Here is a 26,489-nt window from a genome sequence, read left to right on the forward strand (position 1 = left end):
CTATGCCCGCCTGGGCTGGCGTAGGCTTGCCGTTTCCCCCGGTCAAGGAAGCTCTCATGGCACATGCGTCGCTGGCTCTGGTGGTGGTGATGGCGTCGAGCCTGCTGGCCGCGCCGGCGCTGGCGGTGGAGCCGGTCAGTCACGGTCGGTTCGAACGGGTGCCGGTGCTGCTGCCCGACGGACCGGTGCAGCGGGTGGTGGTGTGGTTCGCCGGGCAGGGCGACGCCGCGTTGCGGCAGGCGCGACTGCAGGCGCTGCGCCGCGACGGTGCGATGGTGGTGGACGTCGATACCCGCCACCTGGCCGGGGTACTGGCCAAGGCGGGGGGCAGCTGCGGCTTCTCCGCCGGCGACGTGGAGAACTTCTCGCGCTACGTGCAGGCCTATCTGCGCGTACCGACCTACCACCTGCCGATCCTTGGCGGCGATGGCGCTGGGGCGGCGTTGGCCTATGCGGTGTCGGCGCAGTCCGGCCCGGATGTGTTCGCCGGTCTGCTCACCGAGGATTTCTGCCCGCGCCTGGACGATGCGCGGATGATCTGCGGCGACGGTATCCACGGCGGCACGCTGCTGCCGGTGGCACTGGGCTTCCCGTGGCTGGATGCCGCGCCGGGGCGTGCCCCGCGCTGTCCGGCGGGCGAGGTCGAGGCCTTCGCGCGGGCGGTGCCACTGGCGCGGCGCTTCCAGCGCACTGCCGCCGGCAGCGCGCTGCCGGGCGAGGTCGCCGCGGCGCGGGTACTGGGCGCGCAGCGCGGGGTGAGCCTGCCGCCGGTGCCGCACGAGCTGGACGGCCTGCCGCTGGTGGAAGTGCCGGCTGCCGGCAATGGCGACACCTTCGCCGTGTTCGTTTCCGGCGATGGCGGCTGGGCCGGGCTGGACAAGGAGGTTGCCGGCGCGCTGGCCCAGGCCGGTATCCCGGTGGTGGGCGTGGATTCGCTGCGCTATTTCTGGAGTGCGCGCACGCCGGCCGGTTTCGCCGCCGACCTGGACCGCATCGCCCGCCACTACGCGCGGCAGTGGCAGCGCCCGAAGCTGGTGCTGCTCGGCTTCTCGCAGGGCGCCGACGTGTTGCCGGCGGCGATCAACCGGTTGTCGGCCGATACCGCCTCGATGCTGGCGATGACCGCGTTGCTGTCGGTGGGCACGCACGCCGACTATGAGTTCCACGTCAGCAACTGGCTGGGCGGCGATGGCGACGGCTTGCCGATCGCCCCGGAGATGCGCCGGCTGCCGGCGGCGCGCACGGTCTGCGTGTACGGCCAGGACGACGACGATGCGCTGTGCCCGCGGTTGCCGGCCGGTTCGGCGCAGGTCGTGCGCATGCCCGGCGACCATCATTTCCAGGGCGACTATGCCGGGCTGGCGCGGGTGATCCTGCAGCGGCTGCGCGGGCTCAGTTCGACTGCCGGCGCGGATCCAGCGAAATGAGCCGGGTCACGTCCAGCAGCGCGGCGGGCAGGTGCATGCCGCCCGGCGCGGCGAGGTAGCGCGGGCGCCACTCCGGCGCGAACTTGGACTTGAAACGGCGCAGGCCGCCAAAACCGTAGAAGCGCTCGCCGTGCCGCGCGACCAGGTTGGCGAAGCGGTTCCAGCGCCCGGCCAGGCGGTGTTCGGCCAGCCCCGTCAGCGGTGCCATGCCCAGCGAGAAGCGGGTATGGCCGTTGGCCGCGCCCCACAGGAACAGTTCGATGAACAGGAAGTCCATGGTGCCCTTGGGGGCATCGGCGCAGTGCCGCATCAGGTCCACCGACAATTCCCGCGCGAGGGGGGCCTGCCACAGGTTGGCGAACGCCACGATCCGGCCCCCGGCTTCGACCAGGGCCATCGGGAAGCGGCACAGGTAGGCGGGATCGAAGCTGCCCAGCGAGAAGCCCTTCTCGTCGCCGGCCTTCTCCTCCAGCCAGGCGTCGGAGATCGCCTCCAGCGCCGGCAGCAGCGGCGCGACGTCCTCGGCCGGCACCACGCGGAAGCCGAGGCCGCTGCGCCTGCCCTTGTTCCAAGCCTGGCGCAGTTCCGCGCGCGCGCTGCCTTCCAGGCTGAAGCCGTCCAGCGACACCATCGCTTCCTCGCCAAGCTTGACCAGGGTCAGGCCCAGGTCGAGATAGGTCTGCCAGTGCTGGTCGCCGGTCTGGTAGAAAACCGGGCGCAGGCCGAGCCGGTCGGCCTCCTCGCGGAACTTCCAGATCAACGTGCGCGCCGTGTCCGGCGGGCCGACCGGGTCGCCCATCGATACCAGCGAACCGCCGTAGCGCTGCATCATCACGAAGCCGTTGCCGTCTTCGCTGCGCAGGATCGCCTTGTCGCCGGTCATCGCCAGGCAGGCCTGGGTGTCGTGTGCGCGCGCCAGCAGCGGCCGCAGTTGTTCGAGCAGCGCGGCATCGGGAAGCGGCAACGGCGCGCGCGTGCTGTGCAGCAGCCGCGCCAGCCCGAACACGATCACCACGATGCTGACCAGCAGCAGTGCGCGCAGCGCGCGCGGGGCATTGCCGGAGGTGGCGAACTGCCACCACAGCTCGTTCTGGTACTCGACATGGCTGTAGACGAAGAACAGCAGCCACACCGTGGCCACCAGCACCAGCGCCACGTTGCGCAGCCAGGGCCAGGACCACGCCTCGTCGAGCAGCGCGCCCTGCCGGTAGAACTCGCGCCGCGCCGCCCACAGTGCCGCGGCCACCAGCGGCAGGGTCAGCGCCACCAGCGCATGGCCGCCGCGCAGCCAGGCCGGGATCGGCAGCACCACGCTCAGCGCCAGCGCGATCAGCCATGCCGCATGGCTGCGCCGCTGCAGGCCCTGGCCGATCAGCAACAGCAGCACGCCGCCCAGGCTGCCCAGCAGGTGCGAGGTCTCCACGATCGGCAGCGGCGCATGCAGCGCGCGCTGTCGCGGCGCCGGCAGGGTGCCGTCGATCACCAGCAGCGCGCCGACCGCGAACACCGCCAGTGCAATGACCTGCGGCAGCCACGGTCGCAGCACGTTCCAGGCGGTGCTGGCGCCGCTGCGCAGCGGCCGGCGGATGGCGGCCAGCCCAGCCAGCAGGGTGGAGAGGAACAGCGGCACCAGGTAATAGGTGACGCGGTAGGCCACCGCCGCGGCGAGGATGGCCGCCGGCGCCACCTGCGGCAGCAGTTTGAGCAGGCTCCATTCGAACACCCCCAGTCCGGCCGGCACCGTGGAGACCAGCCCGGCCACCACCGCCACCAGGTACAGCCCGACGAAGCCGATGTAGCCCACGCCATCCTGCGCCGGCAGCAGCACGTAGAACGCGGCCGACGCCAGCCCCAGCTCCACCAGGCTCAGCGCGGTGACTTCCAGCACCGTGCGCCGGTCCGGTATCCACACCCGGTGCCGGCGCCAGCCGATGCTGCGGCCGCCGGTGCCGACCAGCAGCCACATCGCACCGAAGCCCAGCAGCAGGGCGATGCCCAGCATGCGCACCCAGGGCGCGGCCAGCGGCAGCGCCAACGCCGCCGCACCTGGCTCCAGCCATAGCGCCAGGCCCAGCAGGACCCAGGCACCGAACACGAAACCCAGCGTGCTCATCAGCACCACCTGGCCGATCTCGGCCAGTCCGAGCCCGGCGTTGCCATAGCTGCGCACGCGGATCGCGCCGCCGGTGAGCGCGGCGAAGCCCAGCGTCTGTCCGGCGGCATGGGCAAGGAAGGCGGTGATCGCCACCCGGCCCGCCGGCAGGCGCCGGTTGGCGCGGCGCAGCCCGATCGCGTCGAACCCGATCAGGCAGCCATAACTGGCCATGCCCAGCAGCAGCGCCAGCGCCAGCTGCGACCACGACAGCGCATGCATGGCGGTGCGGATCTGGCGGTAGCCGTGTTCGCTGAACTCGCCGGCCAGTGCGTGCAGGGCCATGCCCATGATCGCCAGGGTGATGGCGACGGCGGCGAACCGGCGCCAGCCGGCGGTTGCGGGAGCGGGGGAGACGGCAGGGTCGGCCATGCGGAGCAGGGGAACAGGGCGCCATGCAGGCGCGGGAATGCAGAGACTATCGGCATGGCGTGACGATGCTGGCAAGCGGGCGCGCGGCCTTCAGCCGGCGGACGGGTGGGGCACGCGGCTAAGCTGGCGCCCTGCCCATTCGCAAGGAACCTGCCCTGGCCGTTTCCCGCCACCGCCCGCGCCGTGATCGCGCGCACCGGGCTGCCCTGCTGGTGCTGGCGGCGCTGCTGCTGTTCGCCGCTACCGCCGCCTGGCTGCAGTTCGCGCGCACCGACCTGGACTGGACGCGCGCCACGCTCAGCCTGTACCTGCACGGCCCGCACGGGTTGTGGCTGCGCAGCGCCTACTGCGTGCTGGCCGCGGCGATCGTGGCGCTGGCCATCGCGCTGTACGCGCAGGCGCATGGCGCGGCACGGCGCGGCCTGCCGCTGGCCCTGTTCTGCGCCGCCGGCATCGGCCTGGCCACGGTGGCCGTGGGCGACAGCTGGCTGCCGCAGCGCGCACCGGTGCTGGCGCCGCTGGTGCATGCGCTGGCTGCGCAGACCGCATTTCTCTGCGTCACCACCGCGATGCTGCTGCAGGCCTGGTGCTTCGGCCGCGACCGCCGATGGCGCGGCGTCCACCGGCTTGCGTGGTGGTGGGCGTGGCTGGCGTTCGGTGGCCTGTGGCTGCACGTGCTGTGGCGCGACACGCCGCGCGGGCTGGGACAGAAGGCGGTGATCGCGCTGGTGGTCGGATGGCTGGCGCTGGCCGCCCTGCAGTTGTGGCGGCAACCGCGACGTCACCGCTGAAACCATCGGTTGCGGGCACAATGGGCCTACATCCACCCACGGGAAAACCCATGATCGAGCGTTTCGATACCGGTCCGCGCATGTCGGAAATGACCATCTACCACGGCGTGGCGTACCTGGCCGGGCAGGTGCCCGAAGACACCAGCGCCGACATCGTCGGCCAGACCGAGCAGGTGCTGCAGGCCATCGACGACCTGCTGCGGCTGGCGCCGACCGACAAGCGCCACATCCTGCGCGCGGAGATCTTCCTGGCCGACATGGCCGATTTCGCGGGCATGAACCAGGCCTGGGACAAGTGGGTGCCGGAAGGCGCCACGCCCGCGCGCGCCACGGTGCAGGCCAAGCTCGCCAACCCGGCGTGGAAGATCGAGATCGTGGTCACCGCGGCCGTGCCGTAAGCGCGGCGGGTGCCGTTCCCGGGTCGCCGATCCGGGAACGGGGCAGCGCCCATCGCCTGGCATCGCCGCGCATGCGTCGCTGCCGTCAGCCCAGCGCGCCCCGCCGTCCGGCGAGCGCCAGCGTCCACGCCAGCGGCCCCCCCCGCGTGGACGGCATGGATGGAGCGCGAGGGCCAGCACCCGTCCGGCAGCGATCCGCGCGCCGAGCCAGATTGGCCCCAGCACCCAGCCCTGCGCGCATACGCACAGGCCGGCGCCCACGGCCGGCATCGCCCAGCCGACGCCACAGCCGCCTGCGCGCCGGGCTCGCGGCAGCCTTGCCGTATAGGTCCTGCTGGTGTTTTTCCATCGCCAGCGACAGCGTGGCGAATGCCGGGAACGACAGGCCGAGGGCCTGGACCATCATGCGCTGGCCTCTGCGCCGGCGTTGTGTCGCCGGCGTTTCCTTCCCGCCGCGCTGGGCGGTGGTTGCCCGTGCCGCATGCGCCAGGCGCAGCAGGTCGGCGATGGCCGGCAGCGCGGGCCATGGGCACGGAAGCAGGCGTGGGGACTGCTTCGGGGGTTCCGGGTGGCCCGCCAGGAGGCGGGGGATCGCCCACGGCAGCGCGCCACGCCCTGCGTTGACCGCGTGCGGTACGTCGGCTCTCGCGACGCCGGCCCGCATGCACGCCACGATGCACCGGGCGCCGTATCGCATCGGCTTGACTCGGGGGTATACGGGACGGACGGCGAGGGATGCGATGCATCGCACCGCGCAGGGCGCACTGCCTGCTTATCAACGGCCGCCATTTTCAATTGAGCGGGCAGGAGGTCGCGCGATGCGGGGCGTGCCCGGCGCATCGCGGCGCCGGCCGGGATCAGAAGCGCAGCCAGACGGTCAGCGCATGCAGCAGCAGGCCGATCAGGCCGCCAACCAGGGTGCCGTTGAAGCGGATGTACTGCAGGTCGCGACCCACGCTGAGTTCCAGCTGCTCGACCAGCTTGCGCTCGTCCCAGGCCTTGAGCGTCTGCGCGATATGCGTGGTCACGCCGCTGCGCAGGCGCGTGGTGAGCCGTTCGGCACCGGCCAGCATGTGCTGGTTGAGCGCATCGCGCAGCGCCGGGTCGCGGCCGATGGTGGCGCCGAGCTTGCCGAGGTTGCGTTCCAGGTGCGCGGCCAGCACCGACTCCTCGCGCGACAAGTCGTCGCGCAACTGCTGGTGGATGCGCTGCCACAGGCCCTGCACGTAGTCCTGCACGGCCGGGTGGTCGATCACCTGCTGCTTGAGCGCGTCCACCCGCGCGGCCAGTGCCGGATCGTCGCGCAGCCGCTGCAGGTAGCCGCCCAGCCAGCGTGCGTAGTCCTGGCGCAGCGGATGCCCGGGTTCGGACAGGATCGCCTGCAGTTCGTCCAGCCCGGCGCGGGCCATGCGCTCGGCGAGCGAATCGCCGATCTCGTCGATCGGTTTGACCCAGTCCACGGTGCTGGCCAGCTTCGGCCATTCCTTGCGGATGTAGCGCACGATCAGCGCCGAGGCGCGCTGGCGCACGGTGTCGCTGTCGAGCCAGCCGGCGATGCGGGTCAGGCCCTCGTCCAGCACCCGCTGGTGGCGGTCGTCGGCGGTCAGCAGGCCGAGCAGGTCGCCGGCGGTGGCCGCGGCGTTCCATTGCCGCAGCTGTTCGACCACGAAGCCCTGGATGGCCCGGCGCACGGCCGATTCATCCAGCAGGTCCAGCGCCTGCAGTGCCCAGCCGCGTGCCATGCCGGACAGCATCCGCGCCTGCTGCGGCTGCGCCAGCCAGTGGCCCAGGCGCGTGGCCGGGTCGAAGACCTTCAGCTTGGCCAGCAACGCCTCCGGCTCGAGGAAGTGGTCGCGCACGAACAGCGCCAGGCTGTCGGCGATGCGCGCCTTGCTGCGCGGGATGATGGCGGTATGCGGGATGGGCAGGTTCAACGGGCGGCGGAACAGCGCCACCACCGCGAACCAGTCGGCCAATGCGCCGACCATGGCCGCCTCGCAGAACGCGCCGACCCATGCCCAGGCGCCGTGCCCGCCATTGAGGTGGCTGAGGACGAAGCCGGCCAGCATCGCCAGCAGCATCGCCAGCGCGTACAGCTTGAGCCGGCGCAGCTGGGCGCGGCGCGGATCGGCCGGCGCCACGCTCAATCCTTGTCGCCCGCGCTGCGGCGGAAGCAGTGCGGTCCGGCCGGATGCGCCCATTGCCCGGCCTGCGGCAGGCGCCAGCGCGCGCGGCGCTGGCCGCTGTCGGTGGCGAAGTCCGCGCACAGTTCGTAGTGGCTGTCGTCGATGCGGCGGTAGCGGTAATCCGCGCCGCCGGCCGGATCGCGCCGCGGCAGGTTGACGCCCGGCTGCGCGGCCAGCGCGTCCATGTCGGGCGGCAGCGCGTCGTGCTCGCCGCGCCATACGGCAATGGCCGACTCCAGGGCCTGCAGGTCGCCGATGCGGGCTTCGTCCAGCCGCAGCTGCCGCTGCTGCATCGGCGAGTCCATGGTCCATACGCCGGCAGCGACCGCCAGCACCGTGGCGACGCCGGTCGCCCACAGCACGCCGCGACCGGAGCCGGCGTGGCCGCCGTCAGCGACTTCCTCGCGGCGCAGGTCGCGCAGGTAGTGCCCGAACACGGTGCCGGCGATCGCCGCCACCACCGCGACCTTGAGCACGAAGCGCAGGCTCAGTTCGCCGCCGAGCAGGTTGAACACCAGCGTGGTCAGGTCGCCGATGAGCACGCTGGCGGCGACGAACAGGGTCAGGTAGGTCAGCCAGCGGCGGACCGGCGACAGGCGCTTGATCGGATTGCGCGCCACGTCGTGGGCAAGGTGGCGGGCAAGGAAGGCGAACACCGGGAAGGCGATGACCAGCGCCGAGATCGACCAGTGGATCGAACCGGTCAGCCGCGCCACCTGCCACTGCGCGTCGGCCGGGTCGGGCAGGGCGTGCTCGAGCAGGGCGAACACCAGGCTGCCCAGGTTCCAGGCGAAGAAGTACAGGGTGCTGAACAGCACCAGGTAGAGGAAGGCTTCGCGCGCCGACAGCGAGGCGCGCGGGCGCGGCACCGGCAGCGCGAAACCCACTTCGGCCCAGCCCTCCAGCACGCCGCGTATCTGCTCGGCGCTCCAGCCGGCGGCCAGCAGGGCCTGGCGCACCTGCTCGCGGTCGTGGCCGCGCATCAGCGCGTCGCGGACGAACTGCTCCAGTTCAGGGGATGCCGAGGCCATGGCCGACTCCTGTGGGGACAGGCGCATGGTGACCGCGTCGCCGGCCGTCTTGCAATTCCACGGCGGGCCGCCGGCGCCCTGGCGGAAGCGCGCCGGGTGTCACCGCGCGGGCGCTCAGGCCTCGGTGGCTTCCGCCGTGGCGGTGCTGGCCAGGCGCGCGCGCAGCGCTTCCAACTCCATGCGCAAGGCCTGGTTTTCCGCGGTCAGCGAGGCCACGCGCTGGCGCAGGGCGTCCACTTCGGGCGCGTCGCCGTCGGCCTGCGCGGGCACGGCCGGCGGCGTCTGCGCGGTATCCGGCCCGGCCGCCGCCCTGGGCTTGCGGCGCGATTCGCGCACGCGCCGGGCGGCTTCCTTCAGCTGGTCCTTGCCGCCCTGGGCGGCCGCGCGCTGTTCCGCTTCCGGCAGGCTGGCGACCACCGCCGCGGCGCTGAGCGAGATCTCGCCGGCCTTGACCGCTTCGATCACCTCCTGCGCGGCCTGCGCGCTGATCTTCTCGATCAGCGTCACCTGGCTGGCACTGAGCTTGGCTTCGCGGGCGATTTCGGCCTTGGACAGTTTCGGCGCCGGCTCCCATGGCGGCAGGTCGGCATCGGCCGGACCGTCGGCGGCCGCCAGCGGCGCTTCGCCCTCGCTCTCCCGGCGCAGTTGTTCCTGCTCGGCGCGGTGCCGGGCCTCGACGATCGCGCGCTTGCGCAGGGCCAGCACGCCGCGCTGGAAGTCGGACACGCTGCGCCGGCCCAGGTGCTGCTCGATCATCCACAGGTGCACGTCCTGCATCGACTGGAAGCGGGTGTTCTGCACCGTCTGGAACGGGATGCCGTGCTTGCGGCAGATGCCGTAGCGGTTGTGGCCGTCGACCAGCACGTCGCCCCACAGCACCAGCGCGTCGCGGCACCCCTCGGCCAGCAGGCTGCGCTCCAGCGCGTCGTGCTCGTCCGGGGTCAGCGGATCGATGTAGGCCTTGAGTTCTTCGTTGACGATGATGTCCATGCGCATGCCGGTGGAACGAGGGGGGCGGCATTGTAAGTGAGGCCGGGGACGGCACGGCCGCGGTGCTTGCCGGCCTGCGGGAAGTCGATCATGCTCGCCTGCCGCGACTGCACGAGGCGGTCATGCTCCTCATCGCCGATATCGCGACCGCCGTGGTTGCGCTGATCCATGCCTGGATCCTCGTCCTGGAGATGTTCCTGTGGACGAGGCCGGCAGGGCGCAGGGCCTTTGGCCTGACCCGGGAGTTCGCCGAGCAGACCCGGGTCCTGGCGGCGAACCAGGGGCTCTACAACGGCTTCCTGGCCGCCGGCCTGGTCTACGCCCTGCTGTTGGGCCCGGCCGGATACCCCGTGCGGATGTTCTTCCTGGCCTGCGTGCTCGTGGCCGGCCTCTACGGCGCCGCTACCGCCAGCCGCAGGATCCTGTTCGTGCAGGCGCTGCCGGCCGCCATCGCGCTGGCGCTGGTCCTGGCGGCCCGCTAGCCGGCGCCGGGGCAGGGCGCCCGCTTTTCCCCGCACAGCCACCTCGACGACCTGATGATTCCCCTGTTCCTGAAATCGCTGCTGGGCGCCCTGGCGGTGCTGCTGATCGCGCTGCTGGCCAGGTCGAAGAGTTTCTTCATCGCCGGCCTGGTGCCGCTGTTTCCCACTTTCGCGCTGATCGCCCACTACATCGTCGGCAGCCAGCGCTCCGGCGCCGACCTGCAGAAAACCGCGCTGTTCGGGCTGTGGTCGCTGTTCCCCTATGCCGGCTACCTGGTGGCGGTGTATTTCGGCAGCGTGCGCTGGCCGCTGGCGGTGACCCTGGGCGTGGCCACGGCGGTCTGGGTGCTCATGGCGCTGGCGATGATCGTGCTGTGGGCACGGCTGCATCCCGCCGCCGCGGGAGCCTGAGCGCGCCGGTTTACTGCCGGTTGAAACCATTGCGGGCGTGGAAGGCGGCGGGCGCCGCTTCGCGATTAGAATCCGGGTTCCCCCGAACGCCTTCCGGATACCGCGATGACATCCTCCCACGTCCTCCTCCGCGGCAGCATCGTCGCGCTCGTCACGCCCATGCACGAAGACGGCAGCGTGGACTATGCGGCGCTGCGCAGGCTGGTGGACTGGCACGTGGCCGAGGGCACGGACTGCATCGGCGTGGTCGGTACCACCGGCGAGTCGCCCACCGTGGACGTGGAAGAGCATTGCGAGATCATCCGCGTGGCGGTGGAACAGGCCGCCGGACGGGTGCCGGTGATGGCCGGATGCGGCGGCAATTCCACCGCCGAGGCCATCGCCCTGGCGCGGTACGCGCGGGAAGTGGGCGCCGACAGCCAGCTGCAGGTGGTGCCGTACTACAACAAGCCCGGCCAGGAAGGGCAGTACCGCCATTTCCGTGCCATCGCCGAGGCCACCGGCGACCTGCCGATCGTGCTCTACAACGTGCCCGGGCGCAGCGTGGCCGACCTGCAGCACGACACCGTGCTGCGGCTGGCGCAGGTGCCGGGCGTGGTCGGGATCAAGGAAGCCACCGGCAACCTGGAACGCGCGCAATGGCTGATCCGCGAGGTGCCGGACGGGTTCGCGGTGTACTCGGGCGACGACGCCACCGCGGTGGCGCTGATGTTCTGCGGTGGCCACGGCAACGTGAGCGTCACCGCCAACGTGGCGCCGCGGCTGATGCGCGCGCTGTGCCTGGCGGCGATGGCCGGCCAGGTGCAGGCGGCCATGGCGATCCAGCAGCGGCTGCTGCCGCTGCACAGGCAGCTGTTCGTCGAAGCCAATCCGATCCCGGTGAAGTGGGCGATGCAGCGCCTGGGCCTGTGTGGCGGCACCCTGCGCCTGCCGATGACCGAACTGGAGCCGGGCAACCAGCCCAAAGTGGAAGCGGCGCTGCGCGAGGCCGGTCTGCTGGGCTGAGCGCGGCCCGGGCCGCACGGGCCGGCCCGGACCGGGTCATCGCCGGCGCTCATGCCGCCGGCACCGCGACGGCGTTCAGTCCTTTTCCAGCGCGATCACTTCGCCCGTCGTCGGGTCCAGCCGGACCTTCACTTTCTCGCCCGCGGCGGTGGTGCCCTTGGCCTTCCACAGGCCGTCGTCGAGCTTGACGTCATGCACGCCGCTGTAGCCGGCGGCGGACAGCTGGGCGCGGATATCGGCCTCGCCCAGCGCCGACACCGGCTTGTCCGGGTACACGTTGCCGGTGCGCGGGTCCAGGCGCACGTCTACGCGCTTGCCGTTGGCACTGGTGGCATCGGCCTTCCACATGCCGTCCTTGAACTCCAGGTCCTCGACCTTGGTATAGCCCTGCGCCTCCAGCTGCGCGCGCACCTGCGGCGCGGTGAGCGCGTCCTGGGCCTGGGCGGCGCCGGTGCCGGCCAGGGCCAGCGCGGCGGCGAAGAGGGCGGTATGCAGCGGTCGATTGTTCATGGGGTGCTCCTGTCGTATCGGCGCTTGGATGTGCGCATGACCGAACCTAGCGGAGCCATCGTGTACGCGGCCGTGAACCGGCGCCGTGGCGCGCGTCGCCGCTGCGCCGCGGTTAACCGAGGTGGAGGGCGCGGCAAAACGAAGTTCGCTTTCCGTTCGGCGGCTGTGGCCAGGGCGTCAACGCGCCCGCCTCCAGGCCGGCATGGGACCGCGACGGCCAGCGGGCGTCGCCCTGCAGCCCGGGAGCAGGCGGCACGCCGCGGCTGGACGATGGTGTCGTCCGCAACCGGCCGGCGGGCGGCGCATGGCGCGTGGCAGACTGCGCGGGTATCCCCCGGCCATGGCGCCCATGCCCTCCACCGCGACTTCCGCCAACTCCCCACGCCGTGTGCTCGCCGCCAGCCTGGTCGGCACCACCATCGAGTTCTTCGACTTCTACATCTACGCCACCGCGGCGGTACTGGTGTTCCCGAAGCTGTTCTTTCCCGAGGCCAGCCCCAATGCGGCGCTGCTGCAGTCGCTGGCGACGTTCGCGGTGGCGTTCATCGCGCGGCCGGTCGGTTCGGCGCTGTTCGGGCACTACGGCGACCGCATCGGGCGCAAGGCCACGCTGGTGGCGGCGCTGCTGACGATGGGCCTGTCGACGGTCGCCATCGGCCTGTTGCCCACTTATGCCGGCATCGGCCTGCTGGCCCCGGCGCTGCTGGCGCTGTGCCGGTTCGGCCAGGGCCTGGGCCTGGGCGGCGAATGGGGCGGGGCGGTGTTGCTGGCCACCGAGAACGCGCCGCCGGGCAAGCGCGCCTGGTACGGCATGTTCCCGCAACTGGGCGCGCCGCTGGGCTTCCTGATGTCGGCCGGGATCTTCCTGCTGCTGGGCCGGCTGATGGACGATGCCGCGTTCCTGGCCTGGGGCTGGCGCGTGCCGTTCCTGGCCAGCGCGCTGCTGGTGATCGTCGGCCTGTGGGTGCGCCTGAACATCCACGAGACCCCGGATTTCCGCCGTGCGGTCGCGCATGGGCAGCGGGTGCGCCTGCCGATGCGCGAGGTGATCGCCGGCCATGGCTTCGCGCTGGTGGCCGGGACCCTGGCGGCGTTCGCGACCTTCGTGCTGTTCTATCTGATGACGGTGTTCACCCTCGGCTATGGCACGTCGGTGCTGGGCTACGGCCGCGAGCAGTTCCTGCTGCTGCAGATGGTCGGCATCCTGTTCTTCGCCGCCGGCATCCCGCTCGCGGCGCTGCACGGCGACCGCCACGGCACGATCCGCACGATGCTGTGGGCGACGCTGGCGATCTTCGTGTTCGGCCTGCTGTTCAAGCCGCTGTTCCAGGCCGCGCACCCGTGGCAGGTGCTGGGGTTCCTGTCGCTGGGCCTGTTCCTGATGGGCCTGACCTACGGCCCCTGCGGCACCATGCTGGCCAGCCTCTATCCGGTGCAGGTGCGGTACACCGGCGCGTCGCTGTCGTTCAACCTGGCCGGCATCCTCGGCGCCGCGCCGGCGCCGTATGCGGCCACCTGGCTGGCGGGCAGGTTCGGGGTCGGTGCGGTCGGCGGTTACCTGTGCGTCACCGCGCTGGCCACCGCGCTGGCGTTGTGGGCGATCCAGCGCCGCGCCGCGGCGCGGCGCTGATCCGTCCCGCGCGTGGCGGGCAAGGGGGGCCGCCATCCTTGGCGGCCATCGGCCGTCGATGGCCGGGTGCCGGGCATCGTTCCCGGCGGTTCCATGGTGCAAGGCCTGCCGCCATGCGCCGCGCGGCGCCGGCGGGCTCCCGGTGCGCTCAGCGGAACAGGCGCTTGAGGGTGCGTCCGAGCCAGCCGCCTTCCTCGTGTTCGCGGGCGAACTTGTTGAGGTGGCGCTTGACGTGCTCGGCGTAGGCCTTGTCGTCGCCGCGGATGTGGTTGAACAGCCAGCGCGAGAGCATGTTGCGCAGGTCGTCGGTGATGTCCTCGCCGGACTCGAAGCGCATGCGGTACTCGGAGACGCGCTTGATGAAGACCTCGTGCACGCGCTTGTGCGCGGCGCAGAACGGGTAGCCCGCCTCCTCCATGAGCTCTTCCTCGAAGGCGAAGTGCGACAGCGTGTAGTCGATCAGCTCGTCGATCACCTCGCCCACGGCGACCCGCTCCATGCTCTTCTGGGTCACATGCAGGTGGTTGAGCATCTCCACGATGCGCATGTGCTGGTGGTCGATGACCTCCACGCCCGTGTTGAGATCGTCCTGCCAGACCAAAAGTGCCACCGCCGCTTCTCCAAGTAGATGCTGTCGGGCGCACTCTAGGCAGGGCGGCGGCGCGGCGCGTTGATCTGGATCAAAGCCCGCCGGCGGTCAGTTCAGGGTCACGCCATGGACGCGGTTGCGGCCGCCGGCCTTGGCCAGGTAGAGCTGGCGGTCGGCCTCGGCGATCAGCGCGTGCAGGGTGCAGTTGCGCGCCGGCATGCGGCATACGCCGATGCTGACGGTCATGCGCAGCGTGCTGCCACCCAGGCTCAGTTCCAGGGCGGCCACGGCCGCGCGCAACTGCTCGAAGTGGCGGGTGCAGGCGTCCTCGTCCGGGGCGGTGACCAGCAGGCAGAACTCCTCGCCGCCAAAGCGGGCGCTGAGGTCCTGCGGCCGGGTGTGGGCGTGCAGGACCCCGGCCACGGCGCGCAGCGCCTGGTCCCCGGCCTCGTGGCCGAGGCTGTCGTTGATGTGCTTGAAATGGTCGATGTCGACCATGGCCACCGCGACGCTGCCGGCCTCGGCGCCATGCCGCTCGAGCTGGCGCTGGCTGCGCTCCAGGAAGCTGCGGCGGTTGGGCAGGCCGGTGAGGAAGTCGCGGGTGGCCAGGTCCTGCAGCGTGCCGATCAGCTCCAGCTGGTCGACGTTCTGCGAGACCCGGCAGAAGAATTCCTCGCGCGAGAATGGCTTGCGCAGGAAGTCGTTGGCGCCGTTCTTGAGGAAGCGCGGGATCAGCGAGGGGTCGGAGTTGCCGGAGATGCCGATCACCGCCACCCGGTCGCGCGCGCGCAGGGCGCGCAGGCGCCGGGTCAGTTCGACGCCATCCATCCCCGGCATTTCCTGGTCGACGATGGCCAGGCGGATCGCCGGGTCGGCTTCCAGCGCCTGCAGCGCGGCCTGGCCGTCGCCGGCCTCGGCGACCCGGTAGCCGTACATGGCCAGCAGCGAGGCGGCATAGCCGCGCGCCGAGGGCGAGTCGTCCACCACCAGCGCCGAGATGCGGCGGTTGCGTTCCAGCCGCTGCACCAGCCACACCAGGTAGTCCAGGCTGCCGGGCGTGTTCTTCAGTACGTAGTCGATGATGTCCTGCTGCAGCACGCGCCGGCGCAGGTCCTCGTCGTAGACGCTGCTGACCACGATGGTCGGCAGCCCGCGTTCGACGAAATAGGCCACCACGCCGTCGCGGTCGCCGTCGGAAAGCACCAGCCCGGTCAGCACCAGGAACCAGTCGTCCTCGGCGTCGAGCAGGGCGCCGGCCTCGGCCAGCGAGGAGGCCACGCTGACCGGCAGCTCCAGGCGCTGCTCGATGGCCTCGCGCAGCATCGTGGTGAACGTACGCGAGTTCTCGACCAGCAGGATGCGCTGGGGCAGGGGAGTGATCGGTCGGCTGTCGAAGCCGGCCGGCGGCGACACTGTCATGGGTGGGGGGGATCCGGTGGCGGGTCGTCGCATCCAGTTAGCGGCGGCGGCGCGGCGGACTTTAACCCGGCCCCGGCGACGCCGCGATGACAGGCCCGCGGTGCATTGGCCGTGCAGACAGGGCATGATGCCGCCGTCTCTGCTGATGCCGTCTGCCCCATGCGGTTGTTGCTTGTCGAGGATTCCACCGCCCTGCGCGAGAGCCTGGCCCTTGCCCTGGCCGCGGAGGGCCATGCGGTGGACGCAGCCGCCGACGGCACCCAGGCACTGGGGTTCCTGGCGCACTACGACTATGACCTGATGGTGCTGGACCTGGCCCTGCCGGGCGTCGACGGGCTCGGGGTGCTCGACGGGCTGCGCGCGCAGCGGCGCGCCACGCGCGTGCTGGTGCTGTCCGCGCGCGACCAGGTCAGCGATCGGGTCGAGGCGCTCAACCGCGGCGCCGACGACTACCTGGTCAAGCCCTTCGCCTTCGACGAGCTGCTGGCGCGACTGAAGGCGCTGGCGCGGCGCCGCTTCGACGATGCCTCGCCGCGGCTGGTCGCCGGCGCGCTGGGCGTGGATACCGCCACCTGCCTGGCGACCGGCCCGGGCGGGGCGATCGCGTTGTCGCCCAAGGAATACGCGCTGCTGGAACTGCTGCTGCGCGAGCGTGGCCGCGTGCATACCCGCACCGCGCTGTTCGAGCGGCTGTATGCCGGCAGCAGCACCGCCTCGGACAAGGTGATCGAGGTACTGGTCAGCACCCTGCGGGCCAAGCTCGCGCGTGCCGGCGTCGATGGCCTGATCGAGACCCGCCGCGGGTTCGGCTATGTGGTCGTCTGAGCGGCGCTGGCTGAGGTCGATCCGGCGGCGCCTGATCGTGGCGCTGGTCGGGGGGCTGGGCAGCCTGCTGGTGGTGCTGTTCCTGCTGCTGGACCAGATGCTCGACCACCACCTGTACGCGCGGCTGGACGCACAGCTGCTCGACCGCGCGCGCGCGGTCGGCGCGCTGCTCGCCAGCGGCACCCCGGTGGATGCGCTGATGCCGGAGTTCCGCGAGCATGGGCACACCGATTTTTACACCATCTGGGACACGACCGGCGCGGTGCTGGCGCGCTCGTCCTCCAGCGGCACGCAGGCGCTGGCACGCCCCCCGCGGATGCCGGCCGCCGAGCCGCTGTACTACGACCTGGTGCTTCCCGACGGCCACCGTGGCCGCGCGGTGGCGCAGCAGGTGGCCCCGGGCCCGGCCGGCGACCCGCGCGCGGCGCTGCTCACCGTCGCCATCGAACGCACCGATGTCGACGTGCTGGAGCGGCGCATCCACCTGTCGTTGCTGCTGGTCAGCCTGCTGGCGGCGCTGGGCGCGGCGGCGCTGGCGATCGTGGTGGTCAACCGTGGCCTGCGGCCGCTGCTGCGGCTGGGCGGCCGGGTGGGGTCGCTGTCGCCGGAAACCGCGCAGGTGCCGCTGCTCGACGCGACGCTGCCGTCCGAGCTGGCGCCGCTGGCCGCGGCCCTGGACAGCGCGTTCGGCCGCCTCTACGACGCGCTGGAACGCGAACGCCGGTTCGCGCGCGACGTCGCCCACGAACTGCGCACGCCGCTGGCCGAGATCCGCACCAGCGCCGAGCTGGCGCTGCGCGGCGGCGACCCCGGCCGCGCGGCGGCGGCGCTGGCGATATCGCTGGCGGCGGTGGAGCGCATGCAGCGCAGCGTCGATGGCCTGCTGGCCCTGTCGCGCTACGAATCGGGGCAGGCCGAACCGCAACCCGAGCCGCTCGACCTGCGCGCGCTGCTCGAGCAGCAGCGGCAGGTGCTGGCCCGCGCCACTTCCGCCGGTGCGCACATCCAGCTCGAAGGCGCGGCGGAGTGGTGGACGTCGAGCGATGCGGCCCTGCTCGAGCGCATCGTCGCCAACCTGCTGCAGAACGCCGTCGAGTACGCGCCGGCCGGCAGCCGCATCCTCGCCGGGGTGAGGGTGGCGGCGGAGGGCGCCTGGCTCGAGGTCCGCAATCCCGCGCCCGACCTGCATGACAGCGACCTGCCGCGACTGGGCGAACGTTTCTGGCGCAAGCGCCCGGAACGGGCGCCCGATACCCACGGCGGGCTCGGCCTGGCCCTGGCACGGACCCTGGCGCGGGTGCTGGCGCTGCAACTGCACTTCCGGCTCGACGCCGGCGACCTCGTCGCCCGCCTGGGCCCGTTCCCGGCGCTGCCCGAAGCCTGAGGCGGCGGGGCCGACGCCGGCGTTCCGTCTTCCCGGGCCGGCTGCATCCGGTCACGGGCCATGGCCGGCTGCGGGCACCCGGTACCGCCGCAGACAGCGCCGCGGCGGCGCCGCGGTGCGCGCGCGGCCCCGCCATCGCCGCCGTTGCGGAGACGCAAACGCAACTGCTTCGCACTCGAGCGCCTTAAGCGTTTCCAAAGCCGCGCCGCGCAGACTCCCGGCACCCCCGCCCCCCACGTCGAGGTTGTTCGATGTCCTGCCGTACCCGTTTCCTTCCGGCGCTGCCGTTCGGCCTGGCGCTGCTGCTGGCCAGTTGCGCCGCGGTGGCCGCCGCCGCACCTGCGGCGATCCGCCTGCCGGCCGAGCAGGCGCGCGCACTGGGCGTGCGCAACGCGGCGGCGGTCGCAGCCACCGGCATTCCGCTCGAACACCTGCCGGCGACGGTGGAACCGGCGCTGGAACGCAGCGCGGTGGTGACCGCGCCGTACGCCGGTACGGTGACCCGGGTGCTGGCGGTCGAAGGCAGCCAGGTCGCCGCCGGTGCGCCGCTGGCGCGGGTGCAAAGCCGCGAACGGATGATGCTCGAGGCCGATGCCGGGCGCGCGGCCAGCGAAGCACGGCTGGCGGCGCGGCAGGCGCGGCGCGATGCCGACCTGCTGGCCGAGGGCATCGTGCCGGCCGCGCGTGCCGAGAGCAGCCGCGCGCTGCGGGAGCAGACCGGGGCCACCCAGGCGCAGTTCGCACGGGCGCTGGCGCTGGCGCCGGCGGCCAGGGGCGGGCTGCCGGGCGAATACGAACTGCGCGCACCGCTGGCCGGGCGCGTGCTCGAACGCAAGGTGGCGCCGGGGCAGGCGCTGGAGGCGATGGCCGCCGCGTTCGTGGTGGCCGATACCTCGCAGCTGGACGTGGCCATCCGCGCGCCGGCGGCAGCACGCATGCGCCTGGCGGCCGGGCAGGTGGCGCGCATCGACGGCACCGATGCGCGCGGCCGGATCACCGCCGTGGGCAGCGCGGTCGATGGCGCCAGCCAGACCGTGCCGGTGCGCGCACGCTTCGAGGCCAGCAGCGTGCTCGTGCCGGGCCAGCCGGTGGCGGTGACACTGGAACTGCCGGCACCGCAAGGGGCGCTGGCGCTGCCGCGCGGCGCGTTGGCACGGGTGGGACGCGACAGCGTGGTGTTCGCCGCCACGGCTGGCGGCTACCGGGTGGTGACCGTCGAGGTGCTGGGCGAATCGGCGACCCAGGTGGTGGTGCGCGGGCCGCTCGCGGCCGGCACGGCGGTGGCGGTGGCCGGTACCAGCGCATTGAAGGCGCTGCTGGCCGCCGGGGAGTAAGCCGATGCTCGGACGCCTGGTCGAATTCTCCCTGACCCAGCGGGTGCTGGTGCTGGTGGCCGCCGCGGGGCTGGCGCTGGCCGGCGCGCTGGCGTTCCTGAAACTGCCGGTGGATGCCTACCCGGACATCGCGCCGACCCAGGTCAAGCTGATCCTGAAGGCGCCGGGGATGACCCCGGAGGAAGTGGAGAGCCGCGTCGTCGCGCCGCTGGAGCTGGAGCTGCTCGGCCTGCCCAACGGCACGATGCTGCGCTCCACCGCCAAGTACGCCATCGCCGACATCACCCTGGACTTCGCCGAAGGCACCGACATCTACTGGGCGCGGCAGCAGGTTGCCGAGCGCTTCGGCAACGTCGCGCTGCCGGACGGCGTCGGCGGCGGGCTGGCGCCGATCGCCACGCCGCTGTCCGATCTTTTCATGTTCACCATCGAGGGCGGCGACCTGGAGCTGGCCGAGCGCCGCGCGCTGCTGGACTGGGTGATCCGCCCGGCGCTGCGCACCATCCCCGGCGTGGCCGACGTGAACGCGCTCGGCGGCGAGGTGAGCAGCTACGTGGTCGTGCCCGACCGCGCCGCACTGTCGGCCGCCGGCCTGCATTTCCGCGACCTGGCCGACGCGCTGGAGCGCAACAACCGCAACGATGGCTCCGGCCGCCTCGGCGACGGCGAGGAAGCGCTGGTGGTCCGCGCCGAGGGCGCGGTGCGCGGGCTGGAGGATCTGCGCCGGATCGTATTGAAGGTGCAGGACGGCATCACCCTGCGGGTCGGCGACGTGGCCCAGGTGCGCATGGCCGGGATGACCCGCTATGGCGCGGTCACCCGCGACGGCCAGGGCGAGGCGGTGCAGGGCATCGTGGTCGGCCTGCGCGGTGCCGATGCCGGCGCGGTGGTCAGCGCGGTGCGCGCGCGCCTGGCCGAGCTGGCGCCGCAACTGCCGGCCGGGGTGCGGGTGGAGCCGTTCTATGACCGCAGCGCGCTGATCGACCGCGCGGTCGGCACCGTCACCAAGGCCCTGCTCGAGGCCACCGTACTGGTGGTGGTGCTGCTGCTGCTGTTCCTGGGCGAGCTGCGCGCGGCGCTGGTGGTGGCGCTGACCTTGCCGTTCGCGGCGCTGCTCACGTTCCTGATGATGCGCGCGTTCGGCATGAGCGCGAACCTGATGAGCCTGGGCGGGCTGGCGATCGCCATCGGCATGCTGGTCGATGCGGCGGTGGTGGTGGTGGAGAACACCGTCAGCCGGCTCGACCCCGGTGCGTCCGGCGCGGGCCTGCCGCGCCTGCACCGGGTGTTCGCCGCGGTGCGCGAAGTGGCCGCGCCGGTGGCATCGGGCATCCTCATCATCTGCCTGGTGTTCCTGCCGCTGCTGACGCTGGAAGGGCTGGAGGGCAAGCTGTTCGGCCCGGTGGCGCTGACCATCGTGTTCGCGCTGGCCGGCTCGCTGCTGCTGTCGCTGACGGTGATCCCGGTGCTGGCCTCGCTGCTGCTGCGCGAACGCGCCCACAGCGAGCCGTGGCTGATGCGCAAGCTCGATGCCCTGTACATGCCGCTGCTCGACGGTGCGCTGGCGCGGCCGCGCCGCGTGGCGATCGGTGCCGGCGCGGCGCTGCTGCTGGGCGTGGCGGCGTGGTTCGGCGTCGGCAAGACCTTCCTGCCAACCATGGACGAGGGCGACCTGCTGGTGCAGCTGGCCAAGCTGCCGTCGATCGGCATCGAAAGCAGCGTCGAACAGGACCTGGCGGTGGAACGGGCGCTGAAGGCACGGGTGCCGGAGATCCTGCACGTGATCGCGCGGGTGGGGTCGGATGAACTCGGCCTGGACCCGATGGGCCTGAACGAGAGCGACGTGTTCCTGGAGCTCAAGCCCAAGGCGCAGTGGCGCAAGCCGGACAAGGAATGGCTGGCCGACCAGATCCGCACCGTGCTGGAGGATTTCCCGGGCGTCGGCTATGGCTTCACCCAGCCGATCGAGATGCGGGTCAGCGAGATGCTCACCGGCAGCCGTGGCGACGTCGCGGTCAAGGTGTTCGGGCCGGAGCTGGCCACCGTCAATCAGCTCGGCACGCGCATCGCGCAGGTGCTGCAGGACGTGGCCGGCGCGCAGGACGTGCTGGCGCAGACCGCCGAGGGCGTGGAATACCTGCGCCTGCAGATCGATGCCCAGGCCGCCGGCCGCGCCGGCCTGGCCGTGGCCGACGTGCAGGACGAACTGCGCGCGCAGATCGAAGGCCTGCCGGCCGGCACCGTGATCGCCCCGGACCGCCGCATCCCGGTGCTGGTGCGCGGCGATGCCGGCGTGCAACAGGACCCGGCGCGCTTCGAGCGGCTGCTGCTGGCGCGCGGCGATGGCGCCGGCGAGGTGCCGTTGTCGGCGCTGGCGCAGATCGAGCGCAGCACCGGCCCGGTGGCGGTGCGCCGCGAGAACGGCTCACGCTTCGCTCTGGTGCAGGCCAATGTCGACGGCCGCGACCTGGTCGGCTTCGTCGAGGAGGCGCGTACCCGGGTCGCCGGCGAGGTGCCGTTGCCCGAAGGCTACCGCATCGTCTGGGGCGGCCAGTTCGAGAACCAGCAGCGGGCCGCCGCGCGCCTGGGCATGGTCGTGCCGGTGGCCATCGGCCTGATCTTCCTGGTCCTGTTCTCCACCTTCGGTTCGATGCGGCAGGCGCTACTGGTGCTGGGCAACGTGCCGTTCGCGATGGTCGGTGGCGTGCTCGCGCTGTGGCTGACCGGGCAATACCTGTCGGTGCCGGCCTCGATCGGCTTCATCGCCCTGCTCGGCATCGCGGTGCTCAACGGCCTGGTGCTGGTCGAGCATTTCAACCAGTTGTCCGCCACCGGCATGGCCATGGCGACGGTGGTGCGCGAAGGCGCGCGGCGGCGCCTGCGCCCGGTGCTGATGACCGCCAGCATCACCGGCCTGGGGCTGGTGCCGCTGCTGTTCGCCAGCGGCCCCGGCTCGGAGATCCAGCGCCCGCTGGCGATCGTGGTGATCGGCGGGCTGGTCAGTTCGACCGCACTGACGCTGTTGCTGCTGCCGGTCCTGTTCCGCCGCTTCGGAGCCCGTTGATGGAACTGCGTCGCCTGAACCTGGTTTTCTCTCCCGTACTGGAGGACGCGGTGATCGCCGCGCTGCTCGACATGCCCGACCTGCCCGGTTTCACCACGCTGCATGGCGAAGGCCATGGCAGCAGCTTCGACAAGGCCAGCAGCCGCGAGCGTGTGCGCGGCCGCGTCGCCCGCGACATGGCCTGGCTGGTGCTGCCGGCCGAGCGCGTGGACGACGTGCTGGACGGACTGCGCCAGCGCCTGCCCGGTGCCGACATCCGCTGGTGGAGCGAGATCGTCGAACGCTTCGGGAGGCTGGCATGAGACGCCTGCGCTCGACTCTCGCTCTGGCCGCGTGCCTGGCCCTGCCCGGCGTGGCACCGGCCGCCACCGATGCCGGCTACCTGCCGCCGGAGACGCTGGTTTTGCAGGCCATCGCCGCGCATCCGCAGGTGCAGGCCGCCGCGGCCGGCGCCCGCCGTGCCGAGGCCGAGGCGCGCGGGTTGGCGGCCGGTGCGCACGAGCCGACCCTGAGCCTGATGTCGCAGCAGCGGCGCGTGCACGGCGGCCTGGACTACCGCGAGTACGAAGCGCAGCTCACCCGTGGCGTGCGGCTGCCGGGCAAGGCGCGGCTGGATCGCGAGCTCGGGCGGCTGGGCCGCGAGGTCGCCGGCCTGCAGCTGGCCGATGCCGAGCACCAGGCCGCGCGCCTGCTGCTGGCGCAGTGGATGGAGTGGCTGCGGGCCGAAGGCGGGGTGGCGCAGGCACAGGCGCAGCTGGAGCTGGTGCAGCGCGACCGCGACGCCATCGCCCGCCGCGTCGCCGCCGGCGATGCCGCCCGGCGCGACCTCGACAGCGCGCAGGCCGCGTTGTCGCAGGCCCATGCACAGGCGACCGCGGCGGCGGCACGCTGCGAGGCCGCGCGCATCGCCCTGCGCACCACGTTCCCCTCGATCCCGCTGCCCGGGCGGGCGCCGTCGCTGCCGGAACCGGTCGCTGATGATGCGGGTGCGCAACTGCACATCGACCATATCGTCAGCCGCAGCCACGAGATCGGCGCCGCCGAGCGCGAGGCCGAGCGGCTGGACCGTGCGGCCCTGCGCGCCCGCGCCGAGCGCCGGCCGGATCCCAGTGTGGGCCTGCGCTGGCTGGACGAGCGCGGTGGCGAGGAACGCTCGCTCGGGGTGGTGGTCAGCATTCCGTTCGGCGGCGCGGCGCGTTCGGCCACTGCCGACGCGCAACGCGCCGGTGCCGAGGCCGGCAGTGCCATGGCCGAGAGCATGCGGCGCATGATCCAGCGCGAGGCCGAGCAGACCGTGCGCCACGCCGATGCTGCCTGGCGGTTGTGGCGCGACAGCCGCCAGGCGCTGGAGGCGGTACGTGCCAGCACCGCCAAGGTCCGTCGCGCCTATGCGCTGGGCGAGGCCGGGATCGCCGAGCTGATCGCCGCGCAGCGCCAGGAGCAGGAAAGCGCGCTGGCCGAATCCGACGCCCGTGCCAATGCGCTGGAGGCGGCCCTGCTCATCCGCGTCGACGCGCACGAGCTGTGGCACGACGCCGGGGACAACGACGCCTGAGCGCGGCGCCGGGCACCGGACACGGCCCGGCCGCGCGGCCGGCCGCTCACCACAGCAGGTCGCGCAGCTTGTACCAGGACATCGCCGCCACCAGCAGCGGGCGGCGCAGCGCGGTACCGCCGGGAAAGCGGTGGTGCGCGATCCGTTCGAACACGTCCAGCCGCTGCGCCTGGCCGGCGATGGCCTCGGCGATGACATCGCCGGCCAGGCCGGTGCTGGCCACGCCGTGGCCGGAGAAGCCCTGCGCGAAGTAGATGTTGGGGGTGAGCCGGCCCCAGTGCGGGGCGCGGTTGCGGGTGATGTCGATGTAGCCGCCCCAGACGTATTCCAGTTCCACGTCGGCCAGCTGCGGGAACACCGCGCGCATGCGCCGGGTCATCGCCCCGCGCAGGCCCGGCGGCGGCAGCGCCGAATAGCTGGCCTGGCCACCGAAAAGCAGCCGGTGGTCGCGGCTGAGGCGGAAATAGTCCAGCGCCCAGTTCACGTCGGCCACGGCCATGTCGTTGCCGATCAGTGCGCGCGCGCGTTCGGCGCCGAGCGGTGCGGTCGCGCCGATATAGGTGCCGACCGGCATCATCCGCGTCTCCAGTTCCGGGGCGATGCCCTGCAGCCAGGCATTGCCGGCCAGTACCACGAAGTCGGCCTCGACCTTGCCCTGCGCGGTATGCAGCAGCGGGCGCGCGCCACGCTCCAGGCGCTGCACCGGCGAATGCTCGTGCACGGTGGCACCGGCCGCCTCGGCCGCGCGCGCCAGCCCCTGCGCATACGCCAACGGGTGCAGGTGGCCGCTGCCCGGGTCGTACAGCGCGCCGCGGTAGCGGTCGCTGGCCAGTACCTGGCGCAACTGCGCGCGGTCCCACCACTGCAGCAGGTAGTCGTAGCGCCGCGCCAGGGTTTCCATGTCCGCGCGCAGCGCCCGTTCCTGGCGGCGGCGGATCGGCACGCTGGCATGGCCATCGCGCCAGTCGCAGTCGATGCCGTGCCGCGCGATGCGTTGCCTGAGCCGGCGCAGGCCCTCGCGCGAGAATTCGAACAGCAGCCGCGCATCGTCGTCGCCGAGCAGCGATTCCAGCGTATGCAGGTCGCAGCCATAGCCGACCAGTGCCTGCCCGCCATTGCGGCCGGAGGCGCCCCAGCCGACGCGCTCGGCCTCCAGTACGGTCACCCGGTAGCCCTTTTCGGCCAGGGCCAGGGCGGCGGTCAGTCCGGTATAGCCGGCGCCCAGTACCGCCACGTCGGCGCGCGCGTGGCCGCGCAGCGGCGCGCGCGGCGCCAGCGGCGGCAGGCTGGCCGCGTACCAGCTGGGCGGATAGTCGGGCCGGGCGGCGGCGTCGGGCATCAGGCGCATCGAAGCGGGCGGGCAGTGCAGTCTACGTGTCCCGGCAGCGCCGGGCACGGCGGCATGCGGTTGCCTAAACGCCGGCGCGGCAGTAGCGTGCCAGCAGGCCTGTCCACCGGGGCAGGGCATACAGACCGGTGGCGGGCGCCTGTCATGCCACCGAAGCCGAACCGTCATGAGCTCCCGTCCCCGTTCCCGCCCCCGCAAGCCCGCCGTCGTGCAGGAAGACAGCACCCTGCTGCGCTGGCTCAAGCAGCGCAACATCACCGAGGTCGAATGCCTGGTGCCGGACATCACCGGCAACGCGCGCGGCAAGATCATCCCGGCGGACAAGTTCTCGCACGACTACGGCACGCGCCTGCCCGAGGGCATCTTCGCCACCACCGTCACCGGCGACTCGCCCGACGACTACTACGAACTGGTGGCGCCGGCCGATTCGGACATGGTGCTGCGCCCGGACCCGGACACGGTGCGCATGGTGCCGTGGGCGACCGACCCGACCGCGCAGGTCATCCATGACTGCTACACCCGCAATGGGCAGCCGCACGAACTGGCGCCGCGCAACGTGCTGCGGCGGGTGCTGGCCGCCTACGAGGAACTGGGGCTGAAGCCGATCGTCGCGCCGGAGGTGGAGTTCTTCCTGGTGCAGAAGAACACCGACCCGGACTTCCCGCTGCTGCCGCCGGCCGGCCGTTCCGGGCGCCCGGAGACCGCGCGCCAGTCGTATTCGATCGACGCGGTCAACGAGTTCGACCCGATCCTCGACCTGATGTACGACTACTGCGACGCGATGCAGCTGGACGTGGACACGCTGATCCACGAATCCGGCGCGGCGCAGCTGGAGGTGAACTTCACCCACGCCGATGCCATGGCGCTGGCCGACCAGGTGTTCCTGTTCAAGCGCACCATGCGCGAGGCGGCGCTGCGCCACGGGGTGTACGCCACCTTCCTGGCCAAGCCGATGGAGAACGAGCCGGGCAGCGCGATGCACATCCACCAGAGCCTGCTGCGCATCCGCGACGGCGCCAACGTGTTCGCCGGCGAAGGCGAAGGCGAGTACAGCGCGCTGTTCATGCAGTACCTGGGCGGATTGCAGAAGTACGTGCCGATGGCGATGGCGTTCTTCGCCCCGAACGTGAATTCCTACCGCCGGCTGGTGTTCGGCGAGGTGTCGCCGAGCAACGTGGAGTGGGGCTTCGACAACCGCACCTGCGGCCTGCGCGTGCCGATCGACAGCCTGGAGAACAGCCGCGTGGAAAGCCGTTTCGCCGGCTCCGACGCCAACCCCTACCTGGCGATGGCCGCGACCCTGGCCTGCGGCCTGCTCGGCATCCGCGAGAAGCTCACCCCGACCGCGCCGGTGGCCGGCAACGCCAAGGCGCCCGGTTACGCGCTGCCGCGCTCGCTGGGCGAGGCGCTGGACGGGCTGGAAGGCTGCGAGCCGCTGCAGGAACTGCTCGGCCGCCGCTTCTGCCGGGCCTATGTCTCGGTCAAGCGCAAGGAGTACGAGACCTTTTTCCGGGTCATCAGTTCCTGGGAGCGCGAGTTCCTGCTGCTCAACGTGTGAACGCCCGCCCGGTGCGCGTTCCGGCCGC

General features: G+C 72.2%; 23 protein-coding genes. 14 read left to right on the top strand and 9 right to left on the bottom strand.

Going from position 1 to position 26,489, the window contains the following annotated elements:
- Positions 1–56: 56 nt before the first annotated feature.
- Entirely contained in the window at positions 57–1,427 is a 1,371-nt protein-coding gene (locus tag F0P95_RS09745; RefSeq protein ID WP_182334002.1) for a virulence factor family protein, read from the top strand.
- On the opposite strand, the gene mprF is transcribed toward F0P95_RS09745, so the two are convergent.
- Positions 1,393–3,951, bottom strand: a complete 2,559-nt coding sequence (mprF, locus tag F0P95_RS09750; RefSeq protein WP_182334004.1) for a bifunctional lysylphosphatidylglycerol flippase/synthetase MprF — start codon at positions 3,949–3,951, stop codon at positions 1,393–1,395. The two genes, F0P95_RS09745 and mprF, sit on opposite strands and share 35 nt — an antisense overlap.
- A gap of 215 nt (positions 3,952–4,166) precedes the next feature.
- Between mprF and F0P95_RS09755 the strand changes: the two genes are divergently transcribed.
- Positions 4,167–4,742, top strand: a complete 576-nt coding sequence (locus F0P95_RS09755) for a DUF998 domain-containing protein (RefSeq protein WP_182336921.1) — start codon at positions 4,167–4,169, stop codon at positions 4,740–4,742.
- A gap of 50 nt (positions 4,743–4,792) precedes the next feature.
- Entirely contained in the window at positions 4,793–5,140 is a 348-nt protein-coding gene (locus tag F0P95_RS09760; protein ID WP_054664520.1) for a RidA family protein, read from the top strand.
- An 85-nt stretch (positions 5,141–5,225) separates the two neighbouring features.
- Here F0P95_RS09760 and F0P95_RS17725 read toward each other — a convergent pair whose 3' ends face one another.
- From F0P95_RS17725 to F0P95_RS09780, 4 genes are all read right to left on the bottom strand, one after another.
- A complete protein-coding gene (locus F0P95_RS17725) occupies positions 5,226–5,837 on the bottom strand; it encodes a DUF3325 family protein (RefSeq protein WP_331252889.1) in 612 nt (203 codons plus the stop codon).
- A gap of 160 nt (positions 5,838–5,997) precedes the next feature.
- The gene (locus tag F0P95_RS09770; protein WP_182334006.1) at positions 5,998–7,281 is read right to left on the bottom strand and encodes a DUF445 domain-containing protein; all 1,284 of its coding nucleotides are present in this window, start codon (positions 7,279–7,281) and stop codon (positions 5,998–6,000) included.
- A gap of 2 nt (positions 7,282–7,283) precedes the next feature.
- A complete protein-coding gene (locus tag F0P95_RS09775) occupies positions 7,284–8,357 on the bottom strand; it encodes a DUF5671 domain-containing protein (RefSeq protein WP_182334009.1) in 1,074 nt (357 codons plus the stop codon).
- Positions 8,358–8,471: 114 nt separating this feature from the next.
- Positions 8,472–9,347: a plasmid replication/partition related protein gene (locus tag F0P95_RS09780; protein WP_182334011.1), complete on the bottom strand. Its 876-nt coding sequence runs from the start codon at positions 9,345–9,347 to the stop codon at positions 8,472–8,474.
- A gap of 122 nt (positions 9,348–9,469) precedes the next feature.
- On the opposite strand from F0P95_RS09780, the gene F0P95_RS09785 reads away from it, so the two are divergent.
- The 3 genes from F0P95_RS09785 to dapA all read left to right on the top strand — a co-directional run bounded on the left by F0P95_RS09785 (position 9,470) and on the right by dapA (position 11,245).
- Positions 9,470–9,829, top strand: a complete 360-nt coding sequence (locus tag F0P95_RS09785; protein WP_182334013.1) for a DUF1304 domain-containing protein — start codon at positions 9,470–9,472, stop codon at positions 9,827–9,829.
- 54 nt (positions 9,830–9,883) lie between these two features.
- Positions 9,884–10,240: a GlpM family protein gene (locus tag F0P95_RS09790; protein ID WP_054664528.1), complete on the top strand. Its 357-nt coding sequence runs from the start codon at positions 9,884–9,886 to the stop codon at positions 10,238–10,240.
- 105 nt (positions 10,241–10,345) lie between these two features.
- Positions 10,346–11,245 (top strand): 4-hydroxy-tetrahydrodipicolinate synthase, encoded by a 900-nt coding sequence (gene dapA, locus F0P95_RS09795; protein ID WP_182334014.1) that lies wholly within the window; start codon positions 10,346–10,348, stop codon positions 11,243–11,245.
- Positions 11,246–11,320: 75 nt separating this feature from the next.
- Here the strand turns inward: dapA and F0P95_RS09800 are convergent, their stop codons facing one another.
- The gene (locus F0P95_RS09800; RefSeq protein ID WP_182334017.1) at positions 11,321–11,755 is read right to left on the bottom strand and encodes a PepSY domain-containing protein; all 435 of its coding nucleotides are present in this window, start codon (positions 11,753–11,755) and stop codon (positions 11,321–11,323) included.
- Positions 11,756–12,104: 349 nt separating this feature from the next.
- Here F0P95_RS09800 and F0P95_RS09805 point away from each other — a divergent pair, with 349 nt between their 5' ends.
- Entirely contained in the window at positions 12,105–13,385 is a 1,281-nt protein-coding gene (locus F0P95_RS09805) for an MFS transporter (RefSeq protein ID WP_182336923.1), read from the top strand.
- 148 nt (positions 13,386–13,533) lie between these two features.
- On the opposite strand, the gene F0P95_RS09810 is transcribed toward F0P95_RS09805, so the two are convergent.
- Positions 13,534–13,995, bottom strand: a complete 462-nt coding sequence (locus F0P95_RS09810; RefSeq protein WP_054664537.1) for a bacteriohemerythrin — start codon at positions 13,993–13,995, stop codon at positions 13,534–13,536.
- A gap of 87 nt (positions 13,996–14,082) precedes the next feature.
- A complete protein-coding gene (locus F0P95_RS09815) occupies positions 14,083–15,393 on the bottom strand; it encodes a GGDEF domain-containing response regulator (RefSeq protein WP_056932105.1) in 1,311 nt (436 codons plus the stop codon).
- A 159-nt stretch (positions 15,394–15,552) separates the two neighbouring features.
- On the opposite strand from F0P95_RS09815, the gene F0P95_RS09820 reads away from it, so the two are divergent.
- The 6 genes from F0P95_RS09820 to F0P95_RS09845 all read left to right on the top strand — a co-directional run bounded on the left by F0P95_RS09820 (position 15,553) and on the right by F0P95_RS09845 (position 23,555).
- Positions 15,553–16,218 (top strand): response regulator transcription factor, encoded by a 666-nt coding sequence (locus F0P95_RS09820; RefSeq protein WP_182334019.1) that lies wholly within the window; start codon positions 15,553–15,555, stop codon positions 16,216–16,218.
- Positions 16,205–17,602, top strand: a complete 1,398-nt coding sequence (locus tag F0P95_RS09825) for a sensor histidine kinase (RefSeq protein ID WP_182334021.1) — start codon at positions 16,205–16,207, stop codon at positions 17,600–17,602. The genes F0P95_RS09820 and F0P95_RS09825 overlap by 14 nt, the downstream gene beginning before the upstream one ends.
- Before the next feature lie 251 nt (positions 17,603–17,853).
- Positions 17,854–18,936 (top strand): efflux RND transporter periplasmic adaptor subunit, encoded by a 1,083-nt coding sequence (locus F0P95_RS09830; protein ID WP_182334023.1) that lies wholly within the window; start codon positions 17,854–17,856, stop codon positions 18,934–18,936.
- Positions 18,937–18,940: 4 nt separating this feature from the next.
- Entirely contained in the window at positions 18,941–22,000 is a 3,060-nt protein-coding gene (locus F0P95_RS09835) for an efflux RND transporter permease subunit (RefSeq protein WP_182334025.1), read from the top strand.
- A complete protein-coding gene (locus F0P95_RS09840; protein WP_054664553.1) occupies positions 22,000–22,302 on the top strand; it encodes a DUF3240 family protein in 303 nt (100 codons plus the stop codon). Before F0P95_RS09835 ends, F0P95_RS09840 begins: the two co-directional genes overlap by 1 nt.
- Positions 22,299–23,555, top strand: coding sequence for a TolC family protein (locus F0P95_RS09845; protein WP_182334027.1), 1,257 nt, complete (start codon positions 22,299–22,301; stop codon positions 23,553–23,555). Before F0P95_RS09840 ends, F0P95_RS09845 begins: the two co-directional genes overlap by 4 nt.
- A 46-nt stretch (positions 23,556–23,601) precedes the next feature.
- Here F0P95_RS09845 and F0P95_RS09850 read toward each other — a convergent pair whose 3' ends face one another.
- Positions 23,602–24,903 carry an NAD(P)/FAD-dependent oxidoreductase gene (locus F0P95_RS09850; RefSeq protein WP_182334029.1) on the bottom strand — a complete coding sequence of 434 codons (1,302 nt, stop codon included), beginning with the start codon at positions 24,901–24,903 and terminating at the stop codon, positions 23,602–23,604.
- Positions 24,904–25,069: 166 nt separating this feature from the next.
- On the opposite strand from F0P95_RS09850, the gene F0P95_RS09855 reads away from it, so the two are divergent.
- Positions 25,070–26,461 (top strand): glutamine synthetase family protein, encoded by a 1,392-nt coding sequence (locus tag F0P95_RS09855; RefSeq protein ID WP_182334031.1) that lies wholly within the window; start codon positions 25,070–25,072, stop codon positions 26,459–26,461.
- Positions 26,462–26,489: the final 28 nt, after the last annotated feature.

Source organism: Stenotrophomonas acidaminiphila, assembly GCF_014109845.1.
Lineage (GTDB): Bacteria > Pseudomonadota > Gammaproteobacteria > Xanthomonadales > Xanthomonadaceae > Stenotrophomonas > Stenotrophomonas acidaminiphila.

Coding starts and splice junctions, on each gene's coding strand:
- F0P95_RS09745 (WP_182334002.1), top strand. CDS start 57: ATGGCACATGCGTCGCTGGCTCTGGTGGTGGTGATGGCGTCGAGCCTG.
- mprF (WP_182334004.1), bottom strand. CDS start 3,951: ATGGCCGACCCTGCCGTCTCCCCCGCTCCCGCAACCGCCGGCTGGCGC.
- F0P95_RS09760 (WP_054664520.1), top strand. CDS start 4,793: ATGATCGAGCGTTTCGATACCGGTCCGCGCATGTCGGAAATGACCATC.
- F0P95_RS17725 (WP_331252889.1), bottom strand. CDS start 5,837: ATGCGATACGGCGCCCGGTGCATCGTGGCGTGCATGCGGGCCGGCGTC.
- F0P95_RS09775 (WP_182334009.1), bottom strand. CDS start 8,357: ATGGCCTCGGCATCCCCTGAACTGGAGCAGTTCGTCCGCGACGCGCTG.
- F0P95_RS09780 (WP_182334011.1), bottom strand. CDS start 9,347: ATGGACATCATCGTCAACGAAGAACTCAAGGCCTACATCGATCCGCTG.
- F0P95_RS09785 (WP_182334013.1), top strand. CDS start 9,470: ATGCTCCTCATCGCCGATATCGCGACCGCCGTGGTTGCGCTGATCCAT.
- F0P95_RS09790 (WP_054664528.1), top strand. CDS start 9,884: ATGATTCCCCTGTTCCTGAAATCGCTGCTGGGCGCCCTGGCGGTGCTG.
- dapA (WP_182334014.1), top strand. CDS start 10,346: ATGACATCCTCCCACGTCCTCCTCCGCGGCAGCATCGTCGCGCTCGTC.
- F0P95_RS09800 (WP_182334017.1), bottom strand. CDS start 11,755: ATGAACAATCGACCGCTGCATACCGCCCTCTTCGCCGCCGCGCTGGCC.
- F0P95_RS09805 (WP_182336923.1), top strand. CDS start 12,105: ATGCCCTCCACCGCGACTTCCGCCAACTCCCCACGCCGTGTGCTCGCC.
- F0P95_RS09815 (WP_056932105.1), bottom strand. CDS start 15,393: ATGACAGTGTCGCCGCCGGCCGGCTTCGACAGCCGACCGATCACTCCC.
- F0P95_RS09820 (WP_182334019.1), top strand. CDS start 15,553: ATGCGGTTGTTGCTTGTCGAGGATTCCACCGCCCTGCGCGAGAGCCTG.
- F0P95_RS09825 (WP_182334021.1), top strand. CDS start 16,205: ATGTGGTCGTCTGAGCGGCGCTGGCTGAGGTCGATCCGGCGGCGCCTG.
- F0P95_RS09830 (WP_182334023.1), top strand. CDS start 17,854: ATGTCCTGCCGTACCCGTTTCCTTCCGGCGCTGCCGTTCGGCCTGGCG.
- F0P95_RS09835 (WP_182334025.1), top strand. CDS start 18,941: ATGCTCGGACGCCTGGTCGAATTCTCCCTGACCCAGCGGGTGCTGGTG.
- F0P95_RS09840 (WP_054664553.1), top strand. CDS start 22,000: ATGGAACTGCGTCGCCTGAACCTGGTTTTCTCTCCCGTACTGGAGGAC.
- F0P95_RS09845 (WP_182334027.1), top strand. CDS start 22,299: ATGAGACGCCTGCGCTCGACTCTCGCTCTGGCCGCGTGCCTGGCCCTG.
- F0P95_RS09850 (WP_182334029.1), bottom strand. CDS start 24,903: ATGCGCCTGATGCCCGACGCCGCCGCCCGGCCCGACTATCCGCCCAGC.
- F0P95_RS09855 (WP_182334031.1), top strand. CDS start 25,070: ATGAGCTCCCGTCCCCGTTCCCGCCCCCGCAAGCCCGCCGTCGTGCAG.